This is a genomic window from Streptomyces sp. NPDC059255, from assembly GCF_042752355.1.
In the GTDB taxonomy this organism is placed as follows: Bacteria; Actinomycetota; Actinomycetes; order Streptomycetales; family Streptomycetaceae; genus Streptomyces.
In genome coordinates this window covers 1-20,557 of the sequence record NZ_JBHYZP010000049.1, presented here as the reverse complement: position 1 = coordinate 20,557, position 20,557 = coordinate 1, and the positions used below count along the sequence as shown (strand labels likewise).

Here is a 20,557-nt window from a genome sequence, read left to right as displayed (position 1 = left end):
CCCCGCACCACCGGCGTCAATGAAGATCGGTTTCCATCCGAGGAGCACCGCATGGACCAGCCCCCCGCCCGCCTGCGCGCCGCCGTCGTCGGCACCGGCGCCATCGTCACCGGAAGCCATCTCCCCGCCCTCCGCTCCCACGCCGACCGGATCGAGCTGGTCGCCGCGGTCGACGTGGACCAGGACCGGCTGGACGCGTTCCGCGCGACGGCCGCCGACGGCGGTACGGCGGTCGAGGGGTTCGGCTCGCTCGACGCGATGCTCGGCGCCGTCCGCCCCGACCTGGTCCTCATCGGCACCCCGCCCTCCCTGCACCGCGCGCAGACGGTCGCCGCGCTGGAGGCGGGCGCCTGGGTGCTGTGCGAGAAGCCGCTGACCCTGTCGCTGGCGGAGTACGACGAGATCGCCGCGGCCGAGGCGGCGTCCGGGGCGTACGCCTCGGTGGTCTTCCAGCACCGGTACGGCTCCGGGGCGGCGCATGCCCGGGAGCTGATCGCGGGCGGTGAACTGGGCGCCCCGCTGGTCGCGCACTGCCAGACCACCTGGCACCGCGACAGCGCGTACTACGCGGTGCCGTGGCGCGGCCGGTGGTCCAGCGAGGGCGGCGGCCCCACGATGGGGCACGGCATCCACCAGTACGACCTGCTGCTGCATCTGCTGGGCGACTGGACCGAGATCCGCGCCATGGCGTCCCGGCTGGTCCACGACACGGAGAGCGAGGATGTCTCGACGGCGCTGGTGCGGTTCGCGAACGGCGCCCTCGCCACCGTCGTCAACAGCGTCCTGTCGCCGGACGAGGTGAGCCGGATCCGGATCGACTGCGCCGACGCCACGGTCGAACTGACGCACCTTTACGGCCATACGAACGCGGACTGGGTCTACACCCCGGCCCCGCACGTCGGGGCGGAGCGGGCCGACGCCTGGCGCACCCCGGCGGCGGATGTGCCCAGCTCGCACGCGGCGCAACTGGGCACCGTACTCGACGCCATGGCGGCCGGGATCCGGCCGCCGGGCAGCGGCGCCGAGGCGCGGCGCACGGTCGAATTCGCCGCGGCACTCTACAAGGCGGCGTTCAGTGGGCAGCCTGTGCACGCGGGCGGGATCACCCCCACCGACTCCTACTACACGGCCATGCACGGCGGCCACCCCGACTGGAGCCCCCAGCGATGACGATTCAGGTCACCCACACCCACGGCGAGCGGATCTCGGTCCGGCACGGCGGCGTCGAGCTGCTGTCCTACGTCTACCGGCCCGATCCCGACCCCTTCGAGGCGCGGAAACCGTACATCCATCCCCTGCGCACCCTCGCGGGCCGACCGGTCACCGGCTACCGTCCCAACGACCACCGGTGGCACAAGGGGCTGCAGATGACGGCCAGTCATCTGTCCGGGCAGAACTTCTGGGGCGGCAACTCGTACGTCCACGGCGAGGGGTATCTGCCGATCCGCGAGCGGGTCGGTTCGATGCGCCACGACGGTTTCCCCGTCTTCGCCGTGGAGGAGAACCGGTTCGGCTTCGTCGAGGACCTCACCTGGGTGGAGAACGGCGGCGCCGAGTGGGCCCGTGAGGAGCGCGGCATCACCGTCCACTCGGTGGACGAGGACGCCGGGGCCTGGGCGCTGGACTGGACGATCCGGCTGACGAACCTGCGCGCCGAGCCCCTGCTGTTCGGCTCGCCGACCACCGCGGGGCGCGAGATGGCCGGGTACACCGGGCTCCAGTGGCGCGGCCCCCGGGACTTCACCGGCGGCGCCGTCCTCGGCCCGCCCGGCGCGGGTGAGCCCGAACCGGAGAGCCTGATGGGGACTCAGGGCCCCTGGCTGGCCTTCACCGGCGAGCACGACGACGTGGACGGGCACTCCACGCTGGTCTTCGCGCACGCGCCGGAGAACGACGAGGACTACGGCGCGATCCACGCCTCGCACTGGTTCGTACGCTCCGAGCCCATCCCGACCGTGGCGTTCTCCTGGGCGTTCTTCGAGGAGTTCGCGCTGCCGCCGGGCGAGTCCTTCGCGTACCGCTACCGGGTGGTCGTCGCCGACGGCGCCTGGGACCGCGAGCGGGTCGGCGCGCATCTCAAGGGTCTGCCGTGGTGAGCCTGCCGCACCCGCTGCCGGGGGCCGTCGGGCTCTCGCACCTGAGCGCCTACGACTGGGAGGCGGCCGACGGGGTGTGCGGTGGCAGCCCGCATCTGCATCTGGTGTGCACGGAGGCGTACGTCGTCACGGGCGGCCGGGGCGCGGTGCAGACGCTGTCGCCCGGTGGCTACCGGGAGACGCCGCTGGAGGCCGGCGCCGTGGCCTGGTTCACGCCGGGCACCGTGCACCGCATGGTGCAGGGCGGCGGGCTGCGCATCACGGTCCTGATGCAGAACAGCGGTCTGCCGGAGGCCGGCGACGCCGTCTTCACCTTTCCGCCCGACTACCTCGCGGACCCCGAACGGTACGCCGCCGCGGCGGCGCTGCCCGCGAAGTCCGGCCCCGAGGCGGAGGCCGCCGCGCGGCGGCGCAGGGATCTCGCCGTGAGCGGCTATCTGGTCCTGCGGGAGGCGCTGGAGGCGGGTGACAACGGTCCGTACCGGGAGTTCCAGCGGGCCGCGGCCCGGCTGGTCCGCCCCAAGGTGGCCGCGTGGCGGGAGCTGTGGCGGGCCGGCGCGCTGGCGACGGCGGAGCGCACGGGCGCGCAGCTCGACGCGCTGGAGGCCGGGGAGCCGGAGTATCTGGCCAATTCACGGGCGTACGACAGCGGTCCCAGCCGGCTGGGCGGTTACGGCATGTGCGGGCGCCGCGACGAGTACGAGCTGCCCGGGACGACCCTCCCGCAGCCGGGCGCGTAACCACCGCACACCAGGACGTACAGGGAAAGGAGAAGTGAGTCCAGCATGCCCGGAAACAGGACGACGAGGTCCTGCGCGCTCCTCGTGACGCTCACGCTCAGCGCCCTGCTCACCGCCTGCGGCGGGGGCGACGGGACGAGCACCGGCGGGAAGGTGACCCTGCGCTACACCTGGTGGGGGAACCCCGACCGGGCGGCCCGTACCGACGAGGCCGTCGCGCTGTTCGAGAGCAGGCACCCGGGGATCGTCGTCCAGACGTCGTTCGCCGGCTACGACGCGTACAAGCAGAAGCTGGCCACGCAGGCGGCCGGCGGCGACGCGCCCGATGTGATGCAGCTCGACTACCGGATGATCGACCAGTACGCGACGGGCGGGGTCCTGCTGGACCTCGGTACGCAGCCGAAGGCCCTGCGGACGGACGAGATCGACCCGGGGCTGCTGGCCACCGGGGCGGTGGACGGCACGCAGTACGCGCTCGTGCAGGCGCGCGGCACGGAGGCGGTCGTGTACGACGCGAAGGAGTGGCGGGCGGCCGGGGTCGCCCCGCCGCGGGCGGGCTGGACCTGGAACGACTGGGCGGACGCGGTACGGCAGTTGGCGGAGCGCACCGGGAAGCCCGGCGCCGTCGACCCCGGCCAGAGCGAGGACTGCTTCGAGGTGTGGCTGCGCGGCCAGGGCAAGTCCCTCTACACGAAGGGCGGCGGGCTCGGTTTCACGGCCGGGGACCTGACGCGCTGGTGGACCTTCACCGACGGGCTGCGGCGCGAGGGCGCGGTCTCCCCCGCCGAGCAGACGACCCAGCTCGACGGTTCGGTGGAGAACACCCCGCTCGGCCGCGGCAAGGCGGTCTCCGACTTCAACTGGGACGCGCCGTCGAGCGGCTTCACGCCGCTCGTGGCGAACGGGGTGACCCTGGCGCCGATGCCGTCGGGCGAGGACGGCACGCCGGGGCAGTACTTCAAGCCGTCGATGTTCATGGGGGCCGCCGCCGGCACCGGGCATCCGAAGGAGGCGGCCCAGCTCATCGACTTCATGATCAACGACAAGGACGCGGCGAAGATCCTCGGCGCGAGCCGCGGCATCCCGGTCAACGAGTCGATCCGCGCGGACGTGGTCCCCGGGCTCAAGGACTTCGACCGGACGGTCGCCGACTACCAGGCCACGGTCGAGGGCGCCCTCAACGACCCTCCGCAGGCCCCGCCCTCGGGTGACAGCGCCCTGCAGACCACCTTCAGCCGCGACTACGACCAGGTGTCGTTCGGGCGGATGTCGCCGCGCGAGGCGGCCGAGGACTACGTCACCCAGGCGAAGGCGGAGCTGAGGTAGATGACCACCACCGACATACCCGCGGCCCGGGCGCGCGGCGGGGCCTCACCGGCGCCGCACCGGCCGCGCCGGCGCCGGCGCGAGGGCGCCGCGTGGGTCTTCCTCTCCCCCTGGGTGCTCGGCGCGAGCGTGCTGACGCTGCTGCCGATGGCCGTCTCGCTCTATCTGTCGTTCACCGACTACGACATGTTCAACGCGCCGAACTGGGTGGGGCTGCGCAACTACACGCAGATGTTCACCGAGGACCCGCGCTACTGGCGGTCGGTCGGCGCGACCCTGGGGTACGTCGTGATCGCCGTGCCCCTGCAGCTCGGGCTCGCGCTGGCCGTGGCGCTGGCCCTGAAGTCCGTACGGCGCGGCAAGGGGTTCTACCGGTCCGCGTTCTACGCGCCGTCGCTGCTGGGCGCGTCCATGTCGATCGCGCTGGTCTGGCGGGCGATCTTCAACGACGGCGGCACGGTCGACACGCTGCTCGATTCCCTTGGCCTCGGCACCGGCGGCTGGGTCAACCGGCCCGGCTGGGCGCTGCTGGCCGTGGCACTGCTGACGGTGTGGCAGTTCGGCTCCCCGATGGTGATCTTCCTGGCGGGGCTCCAGCAGATCCCGTCGGAGCTGTACGAGGCGGCGGCCGTGGACGGGGCGAGCCGGTGGCGGCAGTTCCTCTCCATCACGCTGCCGATGCTGTCGCCGGTCCTCTTCTTCAACCTGGTGCTCCAGACCATCCAGGCGTTCCAGGTGTTCACGCCCGCGTTCGCGGTCAGCGCGGGGAAGGGCGGTCCGGCGGACTCCACGCTCTTCTACACGCTGTACCTCTACGACCGCGGCTTCGTCGCCTCGCACATGGGCTACGCCTCCGCCATGGCCTGGGTGCTGCTGCTCGCGATCGGCGCCGTCACCGTGGTGCTGTTCCGTACCTCGCGTTCCTGGGTCTTCTACGCCGACGAGGAGGCCCGATGACCACCACGACGACCCCCGCCACCGCCCCGACCGCCGTGTCCCGCAAGCCCGTTCCGTGGCGCCGGATCGCCCTGCACGCCGGGTGTCTGGCCGTGCTGCTGGTGATGCTGTATCCGCTGGCCTGGCTGCTGGCCACCTCGCTCAAGCCCGCCGACGAGGTGATCGCCAGTCTCCGGCTGCTGCCGGGAAGGCTGGAGTGGTCGAACTACACGACCGCCCTGGACGGCGTGAACGACGTGACCGTGTGGCGGATGCTCACCAACTCGCTGCTGATCGCGGGCGGCGCGGTCGTGGGCAACGTGCTGAGCTGCTCGCTGGCGGCCTACGCCTTCGCGCGGCTGCGCTTCCGCTTCCGCGGGCCGCTCTTCGCGTTCATGATCGCGACGATCATGCTGCCGCACCACGCGGTGCTGATCCCGCAGTACATCATCTTCAACCAGCTCGGGATGGTGAACACCTACTGGCCGCTGATCCTGCCGAAGTTCCTCGCCACGGAGGCGTTCTTCGTCTTCCTCATCGTGCAGTTCATGCGCGGGCTGCCGCGTGAGCTGGAGGAGGCGGCGAGGATCGACGGCTGCGGTCCGTTCCGCAGCTTCTTCTCGATCATCCTGCCGCTGATCAGGCCCGCGCTGATCACCACGGCGATCTTCACGTTCATCTGGACGTGGAACGACTTCTTCACCCAGCTGATCTATCTCTTCTCCCCGGAGAAGTTCACGCTGACGCTGGCGCTGCGGTCGTTCGTGGACGCCTCCAGCCAGTCGGCGTTCGGCCCGATGTTCGCGATGTCGGTGATCGCGCTGCTGCCGATCGTGCTGTTCTTCCTCGCCTTCCAGCGGTTCCTGGTCGAGGGCATGGCGAACTCCGGGATCAAGGGATGAGCGCGGCACCGGCCCGGGAGCCGGGCGAGATCTTCGGGCCGCGCGTGACGCTCTTCGCCGATGTGCTGAGCATCGGTCTGATCACGGCCGTGGTCTGTCTGCCGCTGGTCACCGTGCCCGCGGCGCTCTCCACCGCCTGTGAGGTGCTGCGCGGCGGCCGGCGGGACCGGCCGGCCACCGCGGGCCGGTACCTGACCGTACTGCGGGAGCGGCTGCGCCCCGGCGATCTCGCCGCGGGGGCGCTGGCCCTCGCGGGGGCGCTGCTGCTGGCGGCGGACCTGGCGCTGGCCGGCGCCGGGCTGCCGGGGGCGCGGGTGTTCGCCGTGGTGGCGGGGGTGATCGGCGCCGGTGCGGCGGTGATCGGCCTGCGCGCGTGCGCGCGCCCCGAGTCGCTCACGGACTGGCGCCCGGCGGTGCTCGGGGCGGCCCGGGACGTGCTCCGGGACCCGGGCGGCAGCGCGCTGGTGCTGCTCGCGCTGGCCGCCGCCGTGCTCTGCGGGTGGATGATGCTGCCGCTGGCCTTTCTGGCGCCGGGGCCGCTCGCGCTGGCGCTCACCGCGATCGACGTACGGGACCGGGGCGCGGCGCGCGGCGGGCGGTCCGGCCCCTGACGGATCCGGGTACCGGTCACCGGGCGTTCACCTCCGGCGTACCGGATGACCCCGCGCCGGCCACACGTTCCTCCCCTTTCGTACACTGATCGTCCAGCTCTGCTTCACAACTCACTTGCTTTCAGGCGCGGCTGGCGGTTACACCTACGTGCACGACCTGGGGAGGGCGTCATCGCTGACGGGGGCAGCTTCCGCCGTGCCACGAGCCGGCGGTCCGCCGTGTCGGGCCGGCGCGCACACCATCGCACCGCCGCCGCGCCACGCGCCGACGGCGCCCTCCCACCCACTGACTGGAGGATGTATGTCCACTCCCGCGAGACCCCGGGCCCGGTGGCGCCGACGCATCACCCTGCCCGCCGCGCTCACCTGCGCCACGGTACTGACCGGCGGCGTCCTGGCCGCTCCGGCCTCGGCCGACGGGGCGCCCGGCGGGCCGCAGGGCACCGTCACCCTGCCGGTGCCGGACGGCGCCGAGCGTCCCGCCTTCGCCGTCCCGGACCGCAGCTCCGCCAAGGCCAAGGGCTCCGCCTCGGCGCGGGCGGCGGCGCGCGCCGCGGTCAACCGCTCCGACTTCAACGGCAACGGCCTCGGTGAGCTGGTCTACCGGACCAACTACGGTTCCGTGTGGGTGGACTGGGCCACCGGCGGCGCCGAGGTCATCCCCGAGGACGCGGCCGAGGTCAAGGACCTGCTCCTGCCCGGCGACCTCACCGGCGACGGCAAGCCGGACATCCTCACCCTCTCCCCCACCGGCGCCCTGCGGCTGCACAACGGCGCGAACGCCACCACCGACGGCGGGATGTCCTCGTACACCACCCTCTCCACGGGGTGGCAGGCGTACAACAAGCTGTTCGTCCCCGGCGATCTGAACGGGGACGGCAAACCCGATCTGCTGGCGCGCAGCGCGGCGGGGCTCTTCCTCTTCCCCGGCACCGGTGCCGGTTTCGGCGCCGGGATCCAGGTCGGCGGCGCCGGGTGGAGCCAGTTCGACCAGCTCATCGGCGTGGACGACCTGAACGGGGACGGCTTCGCCGACATCCTCGTGCGCAACGCGACGGGGCTGTATCTCTACCCGGGCAACGGCAGCGTCAGCGGGTATCCGTTCCAGGAGCGGATCCAGCTCGGCGGCACCGGCTGGCTCCAGTACAACCAGATCGTCGGCGGCTCGGACCTGAGCGGGAACGGCACCCCGGACCTGGTGGCCCGTGCGTACGACGGCACCCTCTACTACTACGAGGGCAACGCCGACGGCACTCTCGCCGCCCGCGAGACGATCGGCGAGAACTGGGGCACGCTCACCCAGTTCGCGGGCGCGGGCAATCCGCCGCACTTCGGCAAGGACGGGGTGTTCGCCCGTACCCCGAACGGCGACCTCTTCTACTACTTCGCCACCGGTACGGGACGCCTCAGCGAGCGGTACCTCGTCGGTGAGGGCTGGGACCCGGCCGACTCGCGGCTGACGCACTCCGTGTCGCTGCGGGCGAACGGCATCTCGGACCTGATCGAGCACAGCACGTACGACGGGGCCCTGTACAACACGGGCCTCTACGCGGCCGACAAGCCGCAGCTCGCGGGCGGTTCGAAGGCGTACAACCTCGTGATGGGCCCCGGCGACCTCGACGGCGACGGCAAGAGCGACCTGCTCTCCCGCAGTTCCACCGCGCTGTACTTCAACGCGGGCAGCGGCAACGGGCTTTCGGTGAAGGCCCGGGTGCAGGTCGGCGGCAGCGGCTGGATGCAGTTCAACACGATCGTCGGCGCCGGTGACCTGACCGGCGACGGCCGCGCGGACCTGGTCGCGCGCAGCTCCGAGGGGCTGTTCCTGTACGCGGGCACGGGCGACGCGAGCGCGCCGTTCGGCCCGAAGACGCAGGTCGGCGGGGCCGGTTGGAGCCAGTACAACAAGCTCACCGCGCCCGGCGACCTGAACGGCGACGGCCGCGCGGACCTGCTGGCGTCCAACTCGGCGGGCGAGCTGTACTTCTACGCGGGTACGGGCCTCGCCGCCACCCCCTTCAAGGAGCGCGTGAAGATCGGATCCGGCGGCTGGAACCAGTACGCCGACCTCGTCTGACCGCACCACCCCTCCTCCTGGGGACCACGGCGCCCCGGCCGACTCGTTCGGCCGGGGCGCTCCGTCATGTCCGGGGCCACCGGAGCACGGCCACGTACCACGCCTGCCGCACCGGGGAAAGTGGTCGTACCTCACCTTGGCCGGATCCACGGGAGAGTGTTCAATTCCGGCCAACGATCGGCTGCTTCGGGGACCGAGGCAACCGGAAGGCACCTCATCGGATCTCACAGGTTGCTCACAGCTCGGCCCGGCACATCGGGATGTACCGGTACGAATCGCGAGCGTCACCCCCATCCCCCCTGCCCCGTGGCAGACCCAGACGAGGAACCGATGACCAGACCTCAGCACAGCCGCACGCGGCGTTCGGCGGTCGCCGGCGCCGCGGCGCTCGCCGTCGTCGCGGGCGTGGCCGGAGCCGCGCCCGTCGCCGGAGCCGCCACGCCCACCGCTCCGCAACTCGACCTGATAGCCGCCTCCGCCTCCGTGACACTCGACCGGTGGGAGGGCGAGTCGGGGGTGTACGTGGACCTCGGCACGTATGTCACCGTCGAGGGCGGACCCCTGGAGTTCCGGGTGAAGCGCGCGGCCGACTACAAGACGCCCGTGGTCGCCCAGCAGATCATCCACAAGGGCGGCACGACCCGGGTCAAGACCCTCCCGGAAGGAATGGTGAAGGACTTCACCGGCCTCCAGGACTTCCTCCGGATCACCTTCACCGACGCGGCCGGCAAGAAGGTGCTGTCGACCAGCGAGACCTTCTGCCCGAACAACGCGTCGGGACGGATCCGGCCCGACGCCCCGGCGACCTCGAAGTATCCGGAGAGCTGCCCGGCCAACCCCTTCACCCTCGGCTCGGTGTGGGGCGTCGAGAACGGCTGGGCGACCAACACCAGCCGGCAGTACGAGGGGAAGCAGGTCGATCTGGCGGCCGGCGAGTACACCGCCACCGTCTCCGTGGCGAAGCGCTACCGCGAGCTGTTCAACATGGCGAACAAGCCGCAGACGGTCAAGGTGATCGTGCGGCAGCGCACGGACGACGAGGGCGCGGGACTCGCCCGGTCGGCGCGGAAGCCGACGGCGTCCGGAGCCCCGGACCACGCCATGGCCGGCCACGCCATGAACGGCGGGTCCATGAACGGCGGATCCATGGCCGGTCACTCCATGGGCTCCGGTGCGAAGGCCGGCGCCCCCGCCTCGGCGCACGGCGGCCACCCCGACGGCCGGGGCGCCGACGCCCCCACCACGCCCGAGCTCCCGCACGTGCTCAAGAACGGTGGCGCGGCCGTCAGCCGGTCGGCCCAGCCCGGCGACGCCACCGGCAGGAACGACGGTTCGCGGGTCAAGCCCGGACTGAAGGCCGCGGCCCAGCGCCCGACCGGCCGCGCGAGCGTGCCGGACGTCCCCAAGCCCGACCTGCGGGCCCTGCCCGCCTGGGACATCGCCATCACGGACGGCGAGGACGGCGACATCGCGGGCAAGGACTACCTGGCGTTCAGCGCCAACGTGTGGAACGCGGGCCCCGCGCCGCTGGTGGTGGACGGCTTCCGTACGCCCGGCAAGGACCTGATGGACGCGTACCAGTACTACTACGACGCGTCCGGCAAGCAGGTCGGCTACTCCCCCTCCGGGACGATGGAGTGGGACGCCCGGGTGGGCCACGAGCACTGGCACTTCACGGACTTCGCCAGCTACCGGCTGCTCAGCGCCGACCAGAGCGAGATCGTGCGCAGCGGCAAGGAGGCGTTCTGCCTGGCCAACACCGATGCCATCGACTACACGGTGGAGAACGCCAACTGGGCTCCGTACAACACCGATCTGTCCACCGCGTGCGGTGTGGAGAACTCGATCTCGGTGCGCGAGGTGCTGGACGTCGGCTCCGGTGACACGTACACCCAGTACCGTCCCGGCCAGTCCTTCGACGTCACGGACCTGCCGAACGGCACCTACTACATCCAGGTGATCGCCAACCCCGAGCACCGGCTGCACGAGACCGACCTGTCCAACAACGTCGCGCTGCGCAAGGTGGTCCTGAAGGGCAAGCCCGGCGCCCGCACGGTGACCGTGCCCCCGCACCACCTGATCACCGCTCCCTGACCGGAGCCCCCTGAACCGCCCCGGTCCCGCGCTGCCCACACCGCCCGGGACCGGGGCTTCGGTGCGCCTGCCCGGCACCGCGGCCCGGCCCGGCCCGGCCCGGTCCGGCCTGGTCCGGCCTGGTCCGGCCTGGTCCGGCCTGGTCCGGTCCGTCCGCGTCAGAAGGCGTACAGCCCGAACCGCCCCCAGGCCACCCCCGCGGCCAGGATCAGCAGCACCGCGTTCAGCACCGGAAAGGCGACCTCCCCGCGCCGCGCGTGCACCGCCATCGCACCGGCCATCGTGACCACCAGCCCGGTCGCGGCGAGCGGCACCAGCACCGGAGCGATGCCGGTCACCGCCGGGAGGATCAGCCCGGTCGCGGCCAGCACCTCAAGGACGCCGAGCGCCTTGATCCCGGGCGGCCGCCAGCCCTCGTACAGGCCCAGGCCTGAGGCGATCAGCTGCTCCCGCGACCGCAGCAGCTTCGTACCGCCGGAGAACAGGAACACGGCCGGGAGCAGACCTGGATCACCCTGGTCGCCCTGCCGTTCCGGCTGCCGGCCGCCCTCGACGCGCAGCTGCAACGCGACGCCGGGCTCAGCCACTTCGAGTACCTGATCCTCGCCGGCCTGTCCGAGGCCCCGGGGCGCACGCTGCGGATGAGCGCGCCGGCCCTGCTCTCCGAGGGCTCGCTCCCGCGCCCCTCGCAGGCCGTCGGCCGCCTGGAGAAGCGCGGCTGGGTGCGCCGCACACCGGACCCGGCCGACGGCCGCTACACGCTCGCGATCCTCACCGGCGACGGCCTCGACAAGATCGCCGCGACCGCGCCCGGCCATGTCGCCGAGGTACGCCGTCTGGTCTTCGACCCGATGACCAAGGCGCAGCCGAAACAACTGCGCGAGATCGGCGCCCGGGTACTGGGCGCCGTAAACCCGGACGGCCCGCCCCCGGGAACCCATCCCTTCCGAGTGCGGTGAGACCGCGGCGGCAGCCGCACCGAGCGCCGCCCCGGCGTGTGTTCCACCCATATGTCCGCAGGCGGGCGGATCCTCAATTCCAGTTCATTTCCTTGCCATGTCATGACTATGACAGCCCGTCAGTTCTTCTTGTCCCCGGCCGTCGGGCTCCGCGATCGTTTCCGTATCGCACCCCCGCGCACCACGATGAGGAGGACCCCTCACCATGGCAGTGATACGTACCACCAGGAACCGGATCGCCGCGGCCGTCACCGCGGTCGCGGCCACCGCCGCCCTCGGCGCCGTCTCCCTTCCCGCCCAGGCGGCGACCGCCCCGTCCGCCCCCGCCCTCGGAACGGTCGTCGGCGCGGGCGCCGAGGACGCCGTGAGCGGCAGCTACATCGTCACGCTCAAGGAGAGTTCCGGCCTCAAGGCCGCCTCGGCCTCGGGCCGCGATGTGGTCGCCGAGTACGGCGGCACCGTCCGGCGGACCTACACGGCCGCGCTCAACGGCTACGCCGCCACCCTGTCGGCGGCCCAGGCACGCAGACTCGCCGCCGACCCGGCGGTCGACCAGGTCTTCCAGGACCGCACCGTACGCGCCCTCGGCACCCAGACCAACCCGCCGTCCTGGGGTCTCGACCGGATCGACCAGGCGTCGTTGCCGCTCAACAGCTCGTACACCTACCCCGACACGGCGGGCGAGGGCGCGACGGTGTACGTCATCGACACCGGAGTCCGCATCACGCACCAGGACTTCGGCGGCCGGGCGTCGTACGGGTACGACGCCGTCGACAACGACAACACCGCGCAGGACGGCAACGGCCACGGCACGCATGTCGCCGCCAACGCCGCGGGCACCGCGTACGGGGTGGCCAAGAAGGCCAGGATCGTGGCCGTACGGGTCCTCAACAACGCGGGATCGGGCACGACGGCCCAGGTCGTCGCCGGAATCGACTGGGTCACCAGGAACCACAGCGGCCCGTCCGTCGCCAACGTCTCCCTCGGCGGCGGCGCCGATGCCGCGCTGGACACGGCGGTGCAGAACTCGATCGCGAGCGGGGTGACCTACGCGATCGCCGCCGGAAACAGCAACGCCAACGCGCAGAACTACTCGCCCGCCCGGGTCCCGGAGGCGATCACCGTCGGGGCGACGACCAGCTCCGACGCGCGGGCGAGCTACTCCAACTACGGCGCGCGGGTGGACCTCTTCGCCCCCGGCAGCTCCATCACCAGCGCGTGGAACTCCTCGGACACGGCGACCAGTTCGATCTCCGGGACCTCGATGGCCACCCCGCACGTCGCCGGCGCCGCAGCCGTCTATCTCGCCGGGCACCCCGCCGCCACCCCGGCGCAGGTCTCCACGGCGCTCGTGAACGGCGCCACCTCGGGGGTGGTGACCGGACCGGGCAGCGGCTCGCCCAACAAGCTGCTGCGGCTCGTACCGTAAGAGTCCTGCGGCCTGAACGGTGATCCACGGACGCCCGTCGCCTCTCCGGCGGCGGGCGTCAGCGCGTCCGGGTCAGCCGCCGAACCCGACACGGGCCAGGCGCACCGACCCGTTGAGCGTGAGGCGCAGATCCGCGACTCCGGTGAGCGGTGCCTCCGTGTGGAGCGTCTCCGCGTTCAGCGTCGTGTAGTCGTACGGGCCGCCCCCCGCCGGCGGTACCTCGACGAGCGCCACCGCCCCGCCGCCCGCGAGGGCGACCTCCACGGAGCCCTCGCCCGCCACCTCTACGGAGACGGTGCGCACCCCGTCCCCGAAGTCGCACTCCCTGAAGAGGAGTTCACCCGAGCCGTCGAGCGCGGTCACCGCGTCGCCGGCCGTCTTCGTCCGGTCGACGAGCGCGGTACCGGTCTGCTCGTCGTAGTCGGCGGCGGCCAGGCCGTCCTTGCGCACGGAGCGGGGGCGCGGGGCCTGCCCCGGGACGGCGACCGGCACCGAACAGCGGATGTCCGCGCTGGAGGCCGCGGCCTCGAAGACATACGTCCCCGCCGGTACGGTCCACGCCCCGTGCGCCACGTCGTAGTGGCCGAGGGCGGCCGTGGGGACGGTCAGTCCGACCGTACGGGAGGCCCCGGCGGCGAGCCGGATCCGGGCGTGGCCGATCAGCCGCCGGTGCGGGCTCCCCGGGCGGGGCCCGGCCTCGCGCACGTAGAGCTGCACGACCTCGTCGGAGGCGCGGGCGCCGGTGTTGGTGACCGTGACGCGGGCGCGGACGGTGGCGTCGAGGGGGCCTGGCGGGTCCACCACCAGGCCGTCGTAGTCGAAGGACGTGTACGACAGGCCGTGGCCGAAGGCGTAGAGCGGTGTGCCGTCGAAGTAGAGGTAGGTCTGCCTGCCGCCGATGATGTCGTAGTCGAGCAGGCCGGGCAGATCGGTGTCGGCCGCGTACCAGGTCTGCGGCAGCCGGCCCGCCGGTGACACGTCACCGGCGAGGATCCGGGCGAGCGCGGTGCCCGCGGCCTGGCCGCCGTGCGCCGTCCACAGCAGTGCCGGGAGTGCGGTGTGCGCGTCGGGCACGGCGTAGGGGTAGGCCGAGGTCAGGGCGAGGACGGTGCGCGGATTGGCGGCGTGGGCGGCGCGCCACAGCCGGTCCTGCTGCCCGGGCAGGGCGAGGGTGTCGCGGTCCTCGGTCTCGCGTCCGTTGATGTGCGGGTCGTTGCCCGCGACCACGACGACGACGTCCGCCCCGGCCGCCGCGCGGGCGACCGCCTCCTCCCCGCGCTCGGTGCACACGATCTCGAACGGTTCGCCCCGGTCGGCAACCTTCAGGCCGTCGGCGGCGACAGAGACGTATCGGCCGGTTCCCAGGTGCAGGAGGAGGTGCCCGCCCCGATGCTCCTCGAACCGGAAGGTCTCCTGGACGACCCAGCCGCCCGGCTGGTCCGCGGCGGCGCGTACGTATCCGTCCTCGGCGACCGAGAGATAGCGGCCGTCGGGCGCGCGCAGGGTGAGGACGCCGCCACCCCAGTCGATCAGGGCGAGCTCGGCCGCGTCCGCGTCGTCCGCCCCGCCGGTCAGCGGGGGCAGGTCGGTGCGGCCCGCGAGCAGCGCCGGGTCGAGCGCGCCCTCCGCGCCGCGCGCCGCCGGCCACGCGGCCTCCGGGCCGGCGGGTTCCGGTACGGCGACCCAGCCGCCGTACTCCGTGGCCCGCAGCCGCACCCGGTCCGCGCCCTCGGCGAAGGTGATCCGGTCCGTCCCGAACCGCTCGCGCATCCCGTCGAGCGGGGTGGAGCGGTGGATCAGGGTGCCGCTGTACCAGTCGAGTTTGCACTCGTCGGCGAGGAGTCCGACCACGGCGATCCGCCGGCCGGACGCGAGCGGCAGCAGGCCGTCGTTCTTGAGCAGGACGACGGCCTGTTCGGCCGCCTCCTCGGCGAGCGCGCGGTGGTGCGGTGTGTCCCAGCCGCCCGCGGGCCCGATGTCCGCGTACGGGTCGAGGCCCGGGTCGAACTCGCCGAGCGAGAAGCGGACGGTGAGCTGGCGCCGTACCGCCGTGTCGATGTCGTCCTCGTCGATCAGCCCCCGCTCCAGGGCGCCCCGGATCCGGGCGACCGTCGGGGCGGGGTCGGTGCCGTGGTCGGTGAAGCTGTCGACGCCCGCGCGCAGCGCGGCCGCGGTGGCCTCCTCGTGGGTGTCGAAGTACGCCTCGGAGTCGACGAGGTTGCTGGGGGCGCCCGCGTCGGAGCAGACGAGCAGTTCCCGGCCGGTCCAGGTGCGCAGGTGCTCGCGCAGATACGGCGAGACATGGTTGGGGCGCCCGTTGACGAGGTTGTACGCGGGCATGACACCGGCCACGGAGCCCGCCTCGACGACCGCGCGGAAGGCCCGCAGGTCGTACTCGTGCAGCACGCGGGGGCGGACCGAGGAGGAGGTGGTGTCCCGGTCGGTCTCGTTGTTGTGGGCGAGCCAGTGCTTGAGCACCGGCGCCGTGCGCCAGAAGTCGGGGTGGTCGCCGCGCAGGCCCCGGGTGTAGGCGACGGCGGTGGCGGCGGTCAGCCATGGGTCCTCCGCGTACCCCTCCTCGTTCCTGCCCCACCAGGGGTGGCGCAGCAGATTGACGGTGGGCGCCCAGACGTTGAGGCCGACCCGGTCGTCGCGGGTGCGCATGGCCCGTGCCTCGGTGGAGACGGCCTCGCCGATCCGGCGCACGAGGTCCTCGTTCCAGGTGGCGCCGAGCCCGACGGCCTGGGGGAAGACGGTCGCCGGGCCCATCCAGGCCACCCCGTGCAGGGCCTCCTGCCCGGTGCGGAAGGCCGCGACGCCCAGGCGTTCCACCGCCGGCGCGTACTGGTGCAGCAGGGCGGTCTTCTCGTCGAGGGTGAGCCGGCCGAGGAGATCACCGACGCGTTCGGCGCGGGGCAACTGCGGGTCGCGGAAGGGCGGCTGGTCTGGCGTCACGGGCGGTTCCTCTTGGCGGAGTTGGCGGAGGACGGGACGGGTTCTTGGATCGAGCGGACTTTCGGACTTTCGAAGCGCTTCGATGCTCCGAGTCTCTTCGTCGCATGTCAAGGCGTTCCTCAGCACCGATCCATCAACTCCTGGGTGCCTCAACACGGTTCAGTCATGCCCCTGTTGATGAGGCACGACGCGCCGTCAAGGAATCTTGGGACCGACTCTTGTGCCCCTCGGGGCGTTGATTTAACCTCGCAGCAACATCGAAGCGCTTCGACAGTTCATGGCCGACTTCCGGGATGGCCCGGTCGTTCACCAGCTGCTTCGGATCGGCCGGATCCTCGGCTCACGCTCGTCCCCCGTACGACATGCACCCCGTACGACTCGCACCCGCGTACGACATCGCAGCCGACCGGCGGCCCTCCGCCGGGTGTTCCGGCGCACCACGAAGGGTTGACGCAATGACGCCGAAGTCCTCCTCCGCCCCCAGCCGGAGAAGCTTCCTCGCCTCCACGGCGGTCGCCGCCGCCGCGGTGGCCGGCGGGGCCCCGCTGCTGACCGCCTGCGGTGGTGGGCAGAGCGGCAAGAAGGAGGGCGCCACCTCCGGGAAGGACGCGCGGAAGATCCTTCCGGCCTTCGCGGCGCAGAGTGTCGTGCCGCCGGACATCCCGTCCAGGAACGGGTCTTCGGCGGGGTTCACCCGCTTCATCCCCACGGCCGAGCAGAAGTCCTCCGTCGCCGGGAAGCTCGGCAAGGGGAGCACCATCAAGATCATGTCCCCGTTCTGGGGCACACCGCCGGCCGGTTCGAACGCGTACTACCAGGCGATGAACGAGGCGATAGGGGTCCGCACCGTCTGGCAGAACCAGGACGGGAACACCTATGACGAGAAGCTCGGCGCGGTGCTCGCCTCCAGTGACATCCCCGACGTGGTGATCGTGCCCAGCTGGAATCTGACGGGCAAGATCCCCGGCGCCGTCAACGCCAAGTTCGAGGATCTCGGTCCCTATCTGTCCGGTGACAAGGTCAAGGACTTCCCGAACCTCGCGGCCGTACCGACCGACGCGTGGCAGCGCTCGATCTTCGGCGGCGCGCTGCGCGGCATCCCGATGCCCGCCTCGTACGTCGTGAACATCGCCCCTTTCTACCGCAAGGACATCTTCGACAAGGAGGGCTACGAACTTCCCACCACGGCGGACGGGTTCCTCTCCTTCGCCAAGGAGATCACCAGCGCCCGGTCGAAGGTCTGGGCCTGCGACGACCTGAAGTGGACCGCCTTCAACGTGTTCGGGGTGCCGCCGGGCAGCGACAAGGCGCTGTGGTGGGACCTGGTCGACGGCAAGCTCGTCAACCGGATCGAGACCACCGAGTACCTCGAAGCGCTGGAGTGGATGAGGAAGCTGTATGCGGCCGATGTCGTGCACCCGGACGCCAGGGCTGTCCAGGGCGACGGGGGCAACCGGTTCGTCTCGGGGCAGGTGCTGATCTACAACCAGGACCTGTCGAGCTGGTACGGCAAGTCCGTCGAGCAGACCGGCAAGCCCAAGGCCGAGTTCGAGATGGGCGCGATGGACATCTTCGGCCATGACGGCGGGGATCCCCGGCTCTACGCCCAGCAGCCCGCGGGGATGTGGGCCTTCGTCAGGAAGGGCTCGCCGGAGAAGCTCGTCAGGGATGTGCTCGCCGTCTCCAACTTCACCGCCGCGCCGTACGGCACCACGGAGCGGATGCTCACCGACTACGGGGTGGAGGGCACCCACTTCTCGGTGAAGGACGGGCTGCCGGTCAAGAACGACCAGGGCAACATCGATATCGTCGGCGCCTTCGACTACACCGGTGACCCGGCCGCGTACATCGCCCACCCGGACCGCCCCGAGATCGCGAAGGCCCAGGTCGAGTGGCAGCAGCGCATGGGCGCCTTCACCAAGAAGACCGCCTTCTACGGGCTGACCGTCACCGAGCCCAACCGCTGGACCAATCTCGCGGACAACTTCGAACAGCTGGAGGACGACGTCGTCCGCGGCCGGAAGAAGGTCGGCGACATGCAGCAGGCCGTCTCCGACTGGAAGAGCCAGGGCGGCGACAAGCTGCGCGACTGGTACAAGAAGCTGCTCGACGCGTCCGGACCGGCCGCGAACTGACGCGAGGGAACGAGGAGTTCATCGTGTCGCACAGCACAGTGCCGGACGCGCCGCCCGCCGGGGACGGCGAGCCGGCCGGAGCGGCGGACGTACCGCGGTCACGGGCCGGGGCCCTGCCCCGGGCGGTGGAGAGGAAGCCGGGGCGGCGGAAGGGGAGCGGGCCGAAGCTCGGGGGGCGGATCCGGCTGCGGCGGGACCGGACGCTCCTCCTGATGGTCCTGCCGGCGCTGCTGCTGGTCCTGGTCTTCAACTACGTACCGATCCTCGGCAATGTCGTCGCCTTCCAGGACTACGACCCGTACCTCAGCGACAACGGCTTCGTCGCCATGGTGCAGAGCCCGTGGGTGGGCTTCGAGCAGTTCCAGCGGATCTTCGCCGACTCGGCGTTCTGGGCGGCGGCGCGGAACACCCTGGTCCTGTTCTTCCTCCAGCTCGTGCTGTACTTCCCGGTCCCCATCGCGCTCGCCCTGCTCATCAACAGTGTGATCAGGCCCCGGGTGCGGGCGGTGGCGCAGGCCGTCATGTATCTGCCGCACTTCTTCTCCTGGGTGCTGGTCGTCACCGTCTTCCAGCAGATCTTCGGCGGCGCGGGGATCATCGCGCAGACCCTGCGCCAACACGGGATCGACGGCTTCGACCTGATGACCGACCCGGGCGTCTTCAAGTTCCTGGTGACGGCCGAGGGCGTCTGGAAGGACGCCGGGTGGGGCATCATCGTCTTCCTCGCCGCGCTCTCCTCCGTCAACCACGAGCTGTACGAGGCGGCGGCCATGGACGGCGCGGGCCGCTGGCGGCGGATGTGGCACGTCACCCTGCCCGCCCTGCGCCCGGTGATCGCGCTGCTGCTGGTGCTGCGGGTGGGCGACGCGCTGACCGTCGGTTTCGAGCAGATCCTCCTCCAGCGGGACGCCGTGGGACGTGACGCGGCGGAAGTGCTGGACACCTTCGTGTGGTGGTCGGGCATCAGGAACCAGGACTTCAGCTACGCGGCGGCGGCCGGTCTGGTCAAGGGCGTCATCGGGCTCGGGCTGGTCCTCACGGCCAACAAGGTCGCCCATCTCATGGGTGAGCAGGGGGTGTACAAGAAGTGAGTCTCACCGACCCCGGTACGGACACGGCCACCCGCGCCGCCGGGGGCCCCGGGGCCTCCGGTACGGGCGGCGGGGCGCCGCGTCCGCCGGGCCGCCGGGCCGCCCCGCCGCGCCCCGTCTGGGAGGAGGAGCCGACCAGGGCGGGCCTGGCGGGCAAGGGCATCGCGCTGACCGCCGCCTGCCTCGCGATTCTCTTCCCGCTGTGGATCGTGATCGTCACCAGCCTCTCCTCCCGGGAGACCATCGCCGAGGCCGGCGGGCTGGTGGTGGTCCCCAAGGACCTCACCTTCATCGCCTACCAGGAACTGCTCGGCGGTGGCCAGGTGCAGCGCGCGGCCCTGGTCAGCCTCGGGGTGACCCTGGTGGGCACGCTCTTCAGCATGACGGTGTCCGTCCTGTGCGCGTACGGGCTCGTCCGTACCAACTCGCTCGGGCACCGCTGGATCCTGCTGACCCTCCTCGCCACGATGTTCTTCGGGGCCGGACTGATCCCCACGTATCTGCTGGTGCAGGCGCTCGGGCTGACCGACAGCTATCTGGCGCTGATCCTGCCGAGCGCCGTGAGCGTCTTCAACATCCTGGTGCTGCGCTCGTTCTTCATGAACATCTCGCCGGAACTGATGGACAGCGCGCGCATCGACGGCGCGGGCGATCTGCGGATCCTCTGGCAGATCGTCATGCCGCTCTCCCGCGCCGTCATCGCCGTCATCGCGCTGTTCTACGCGGTCGGCTACTGGAGCGCCTGGTTCAACGCGTCGATCTACCTGACCGACCAGGAGATGATGCCGCTGCAGAACGTGATGATCCAGCTCGTGCAGAAGCAGGAGCCGCCGGCCGGACTCGGCCAGCAGATCAAGACCGGACAGCTCTCGCCGCTCTCGGTGCAGATGGCCGTCATGGTGCTGGCGCTGCTCCCCGTGGCGGTCGTCTCGCCGTTCGTCCAGAAGCACTTCAGGAAGGGCATGCTCACCGGCGCCGTCAAGGGCTGACCGCGCCCCGCCGTGCCGCGTGCCCTCCCCCACACACAGCACCGCCCGTACAGCACAGCACCCCGTTCGTCACGCCCCCCACCGACGGAAGGTGACGTCATGTCCGAGCCGCACCAGGGACACAGCAGACGTACCGTGCTCACCACCGCGTCCGGCGCCGCCGCGGCGCTCGCCCTGACCGGCGCGTCCGCCGCGGCCGCCGCCCCCCGCGCCGCCGCCC

The 20,557-nt window shown here is 71.8% G+C and carries 16 protein-coding genes; 14 read left to right on the top strand and 2 right to left on the bottom strand.

What is annotated here, in order from left to right; translation table 11 throughout:
- Window positions 1–51 precede the first annotated feature (51 nt).
- The 9 genes from ACFXKG_RS37025 (at window position 52) to ACFXKG_RS36985 (ending at window position 10,779) form a co-directional block, all read left to right on the top strand.
- Complete coding sequence (locus tag ACFXKG_RS37025; protein ID WP_384848650.1) at window positions 52–1,170, top strand: Gfo/Idh/MocA family protein; 1,119 nt, start codon at window positions 52–54, stop codon at window positions 1,168–1,170.
- Complete coding sequence (locus ACFXKG_RS37020; protein WP_384848647.1) at window positions 1,167–2,096, top strand: PmoA family protein; 930 nt, start codon at window positions 1,167–1,169, stop codon at window positions 2,094–2,096. Before ACFXKG_RS37025 ends, ACFXKG_RS37020 begins: the two co-directional genes overlap by 4 nt.
- Window positions 2,093–2,836: a cupin gene (locus ACFXKG_RS37015; protein WP_384848644.1), complete on the top strand. Its 744-nt coding sequence runs from the start codon at window positions 2,093–2,095 to the stop codon at window positions 2,834–2,836. The genes ACFXKG_RS37020 and ACFXKG_RS37015 overlap by 4 nt, the downstream gene beginning before the upstream one ends.
- A 45-nt stretch (window positions 2,837–2,881) precedes the next feature.
- The gene (locus ACFXKG_RS37010; RefSeq protein WP_384848641.1) at window positions 2,882–4,162 is read left to right on the top strand and encodes an ABC transporter substrate-binding protein; all 1,281 of its coding nucleotides are present in this window, start codon (window positions 2,882–2,884) and stop codon (window positions 4,160–4,162) included.
- The gene (locus ACFXKG_RS37005; protein WP_384848638.1) at window positions 4,163–5,119 is read left to right on the top strand and encodes a carbohydrate ABC transporter permease; all 957 of its coding nucleotides are present in this window, start codon (window positions 4,163–4,165) and stop codon (window positions 5,117–5,119) included.
- Window positions 5,116–6,000: a carbohydrate ABC transporter permease gene (locus ACFXKG_RS37000; protein ID WP_384848635.1), complete on the top strand. Its 885-nt coding sequence runs from the start codon at window positions 5,116–5,118 to the stop codon at window positions 5,998–6,000. The genes ACFXKG_RS37005 and ACFXKG_RS37000 overlap by 4 nt, the downstream gene beginning before the upstream one ends.
- Complete coding sequence (locus tag ACFXKG_RS36995; protein ID WP_384848632.1) at window positions 5,997–6,611, top strand: hypothetical protein; 615 nt, start codon at window positions 5,997–5,999, stop codon at window positions 6,609–6,611. The genes ACFXKG_RS37000 and ACFXKG_RS36995 overlap by 4 nt, the downstream gene beginning before the upstream one ends.
- Window positions 6,612–6,912: 301 nt before the next feature.
- Entirely contained in the window at window positions 6,913–8,685 is a 1,773-nt protein-coding gene (locus ACFXKG_RS36990) for an FG-GAP repeat domain-containing protein (protein ID WP_384848629.1), read from the top strand.
- A 330-nt stretch (window positions 8,686–9,015) separates the two neighbouring features.
- Window positions 9,016–10,779 carry a lysyl oxidase family protein gene (locus ACFXKG_RS36985; RefSeq protein WP_384848626.1) on the top strand — a complete coding sequence of 588 codons (1,764 nt, stop codon included), beginning with the start codon at window positions 9,016–9,018 and terminating at the stop codon, window positions 10,777–10,779.
- Between the two features lie 158 nt (window positions 10,780–10,937).
- Here ACFXKG_RS36985 and ACFXKG_RS36980 read toward each other — a convergent pair whose 3' ends face one another.
- Window positions 10,938–11,366, bottom strand: coding sequence for a DoxX family protein (locus ACFXKG_RS36980; RefSeq protein ID WP_384848623.1), 429 nt, complete (start codon window positions 11,364–11,366; stop codon window positions 10,938–10,940).
- Window positions 11,367–11,420: 54 nt separating this feature from the next.
- Here ACFXKG_RS36980 and ACFXKG_RS36975 point away from each other — a divergent pair, with 54 nt between their 5' ends.
- Window positions 11,421–11,738 (top strand): MarR family winged helix-turn-helix transcriptional regulator, encoded by a 318-nt coding sequence (locus ACFXKG_RS36975; RefSeq protein WP_384848620.1) that lies wholly within the window; start codon window positions 11,421–11,423, stop codon window positions 11,736–11,738.
- 205 nt (window positions 11,739–11,943) lie between these two features.
- Window positions 11,944–13,167, top strand: coding sequence for a S8 family peptidase (locus ACFXKG_RS36970; protein WP_384848617.1), 1,224 nt, complete (start codon window positions 11,944–11,946; stop codon window positions 13,165–13,167).
- A 72-nt stretch (window positions 13,168–13,239) separates the two neighbouring features.
- Here ACFXKG_RS36970 and ACFXKG_RS36965 read toward each other — a convergent pair whose 3' ends face one another.
- Window positions 13,240–16,122, bottom strand: a complete 2,883-nt coding sequence (locus tag ACFXKG_RS36965; protein WP_384848614.1) for a glycoside hydrolase family 3 C-terminal domain-containing protein — start codon at window positions 16,120–16,122, stop codon at window positions 13,240–13,242.
- A 455-nt stretch (window positions 16,123–16,577) separates the two neighbouring features.
- On the opposite strand from ACFXKG_RS36965, the gene ACFXKG_RS36960 reads away from it, so the two are divergent.
- The 3 genes from ACFXKG_RS36960 to ACFXKG_RS36950 all read left to right on the top strand — a co-directional run bounded on the left by ACFXKG_RS36960 (window position 16,578) and on the right by ACFXKG_RS36950 (window position 20,337).
- Complete coding sequence (locus tag ACFXKG_RS36960) at window positions 16,578–18,257, top strand: extracellular solute-binding protein (RefSeq protein WP_384848611.1); 1,680 nt, start codon at window positions 16,578–16,580, stop codon at window positions 18,255–18,257.
- 113 nt (window positions 18,258–18,370) lie between these two features.
- Window positions 18,371–19,348 (top strand): ABC transporter permease, encoded by a 978-nt coding sequence (locus tag ACFXKG_RS36955; protein WP_384848731.1) that lies wholly within the window; start codon window positions 18,371–18,373, stop codon window positions 19,346–19,348.
- The gene (locus tag ACFXKG_RS36950) at window positions 19,345–20,337 is read left to right on the top strand and encodes a carbohydrate ABC transporter permease (RefSeq protein ID WP_384848608.1); all 993 of its coding nucleotides are present in this window, start codon (window positions 19,345–19,347) and stop codon (window positions 20,335–20,337) included. Before ACFXKG_RS36955 ends, ACFXKG_RS36950 begins: the two co-directional genes overlap by 4 nt.
- Window positions 20,338–20,557: the final 220 nt, after the last annotated feature.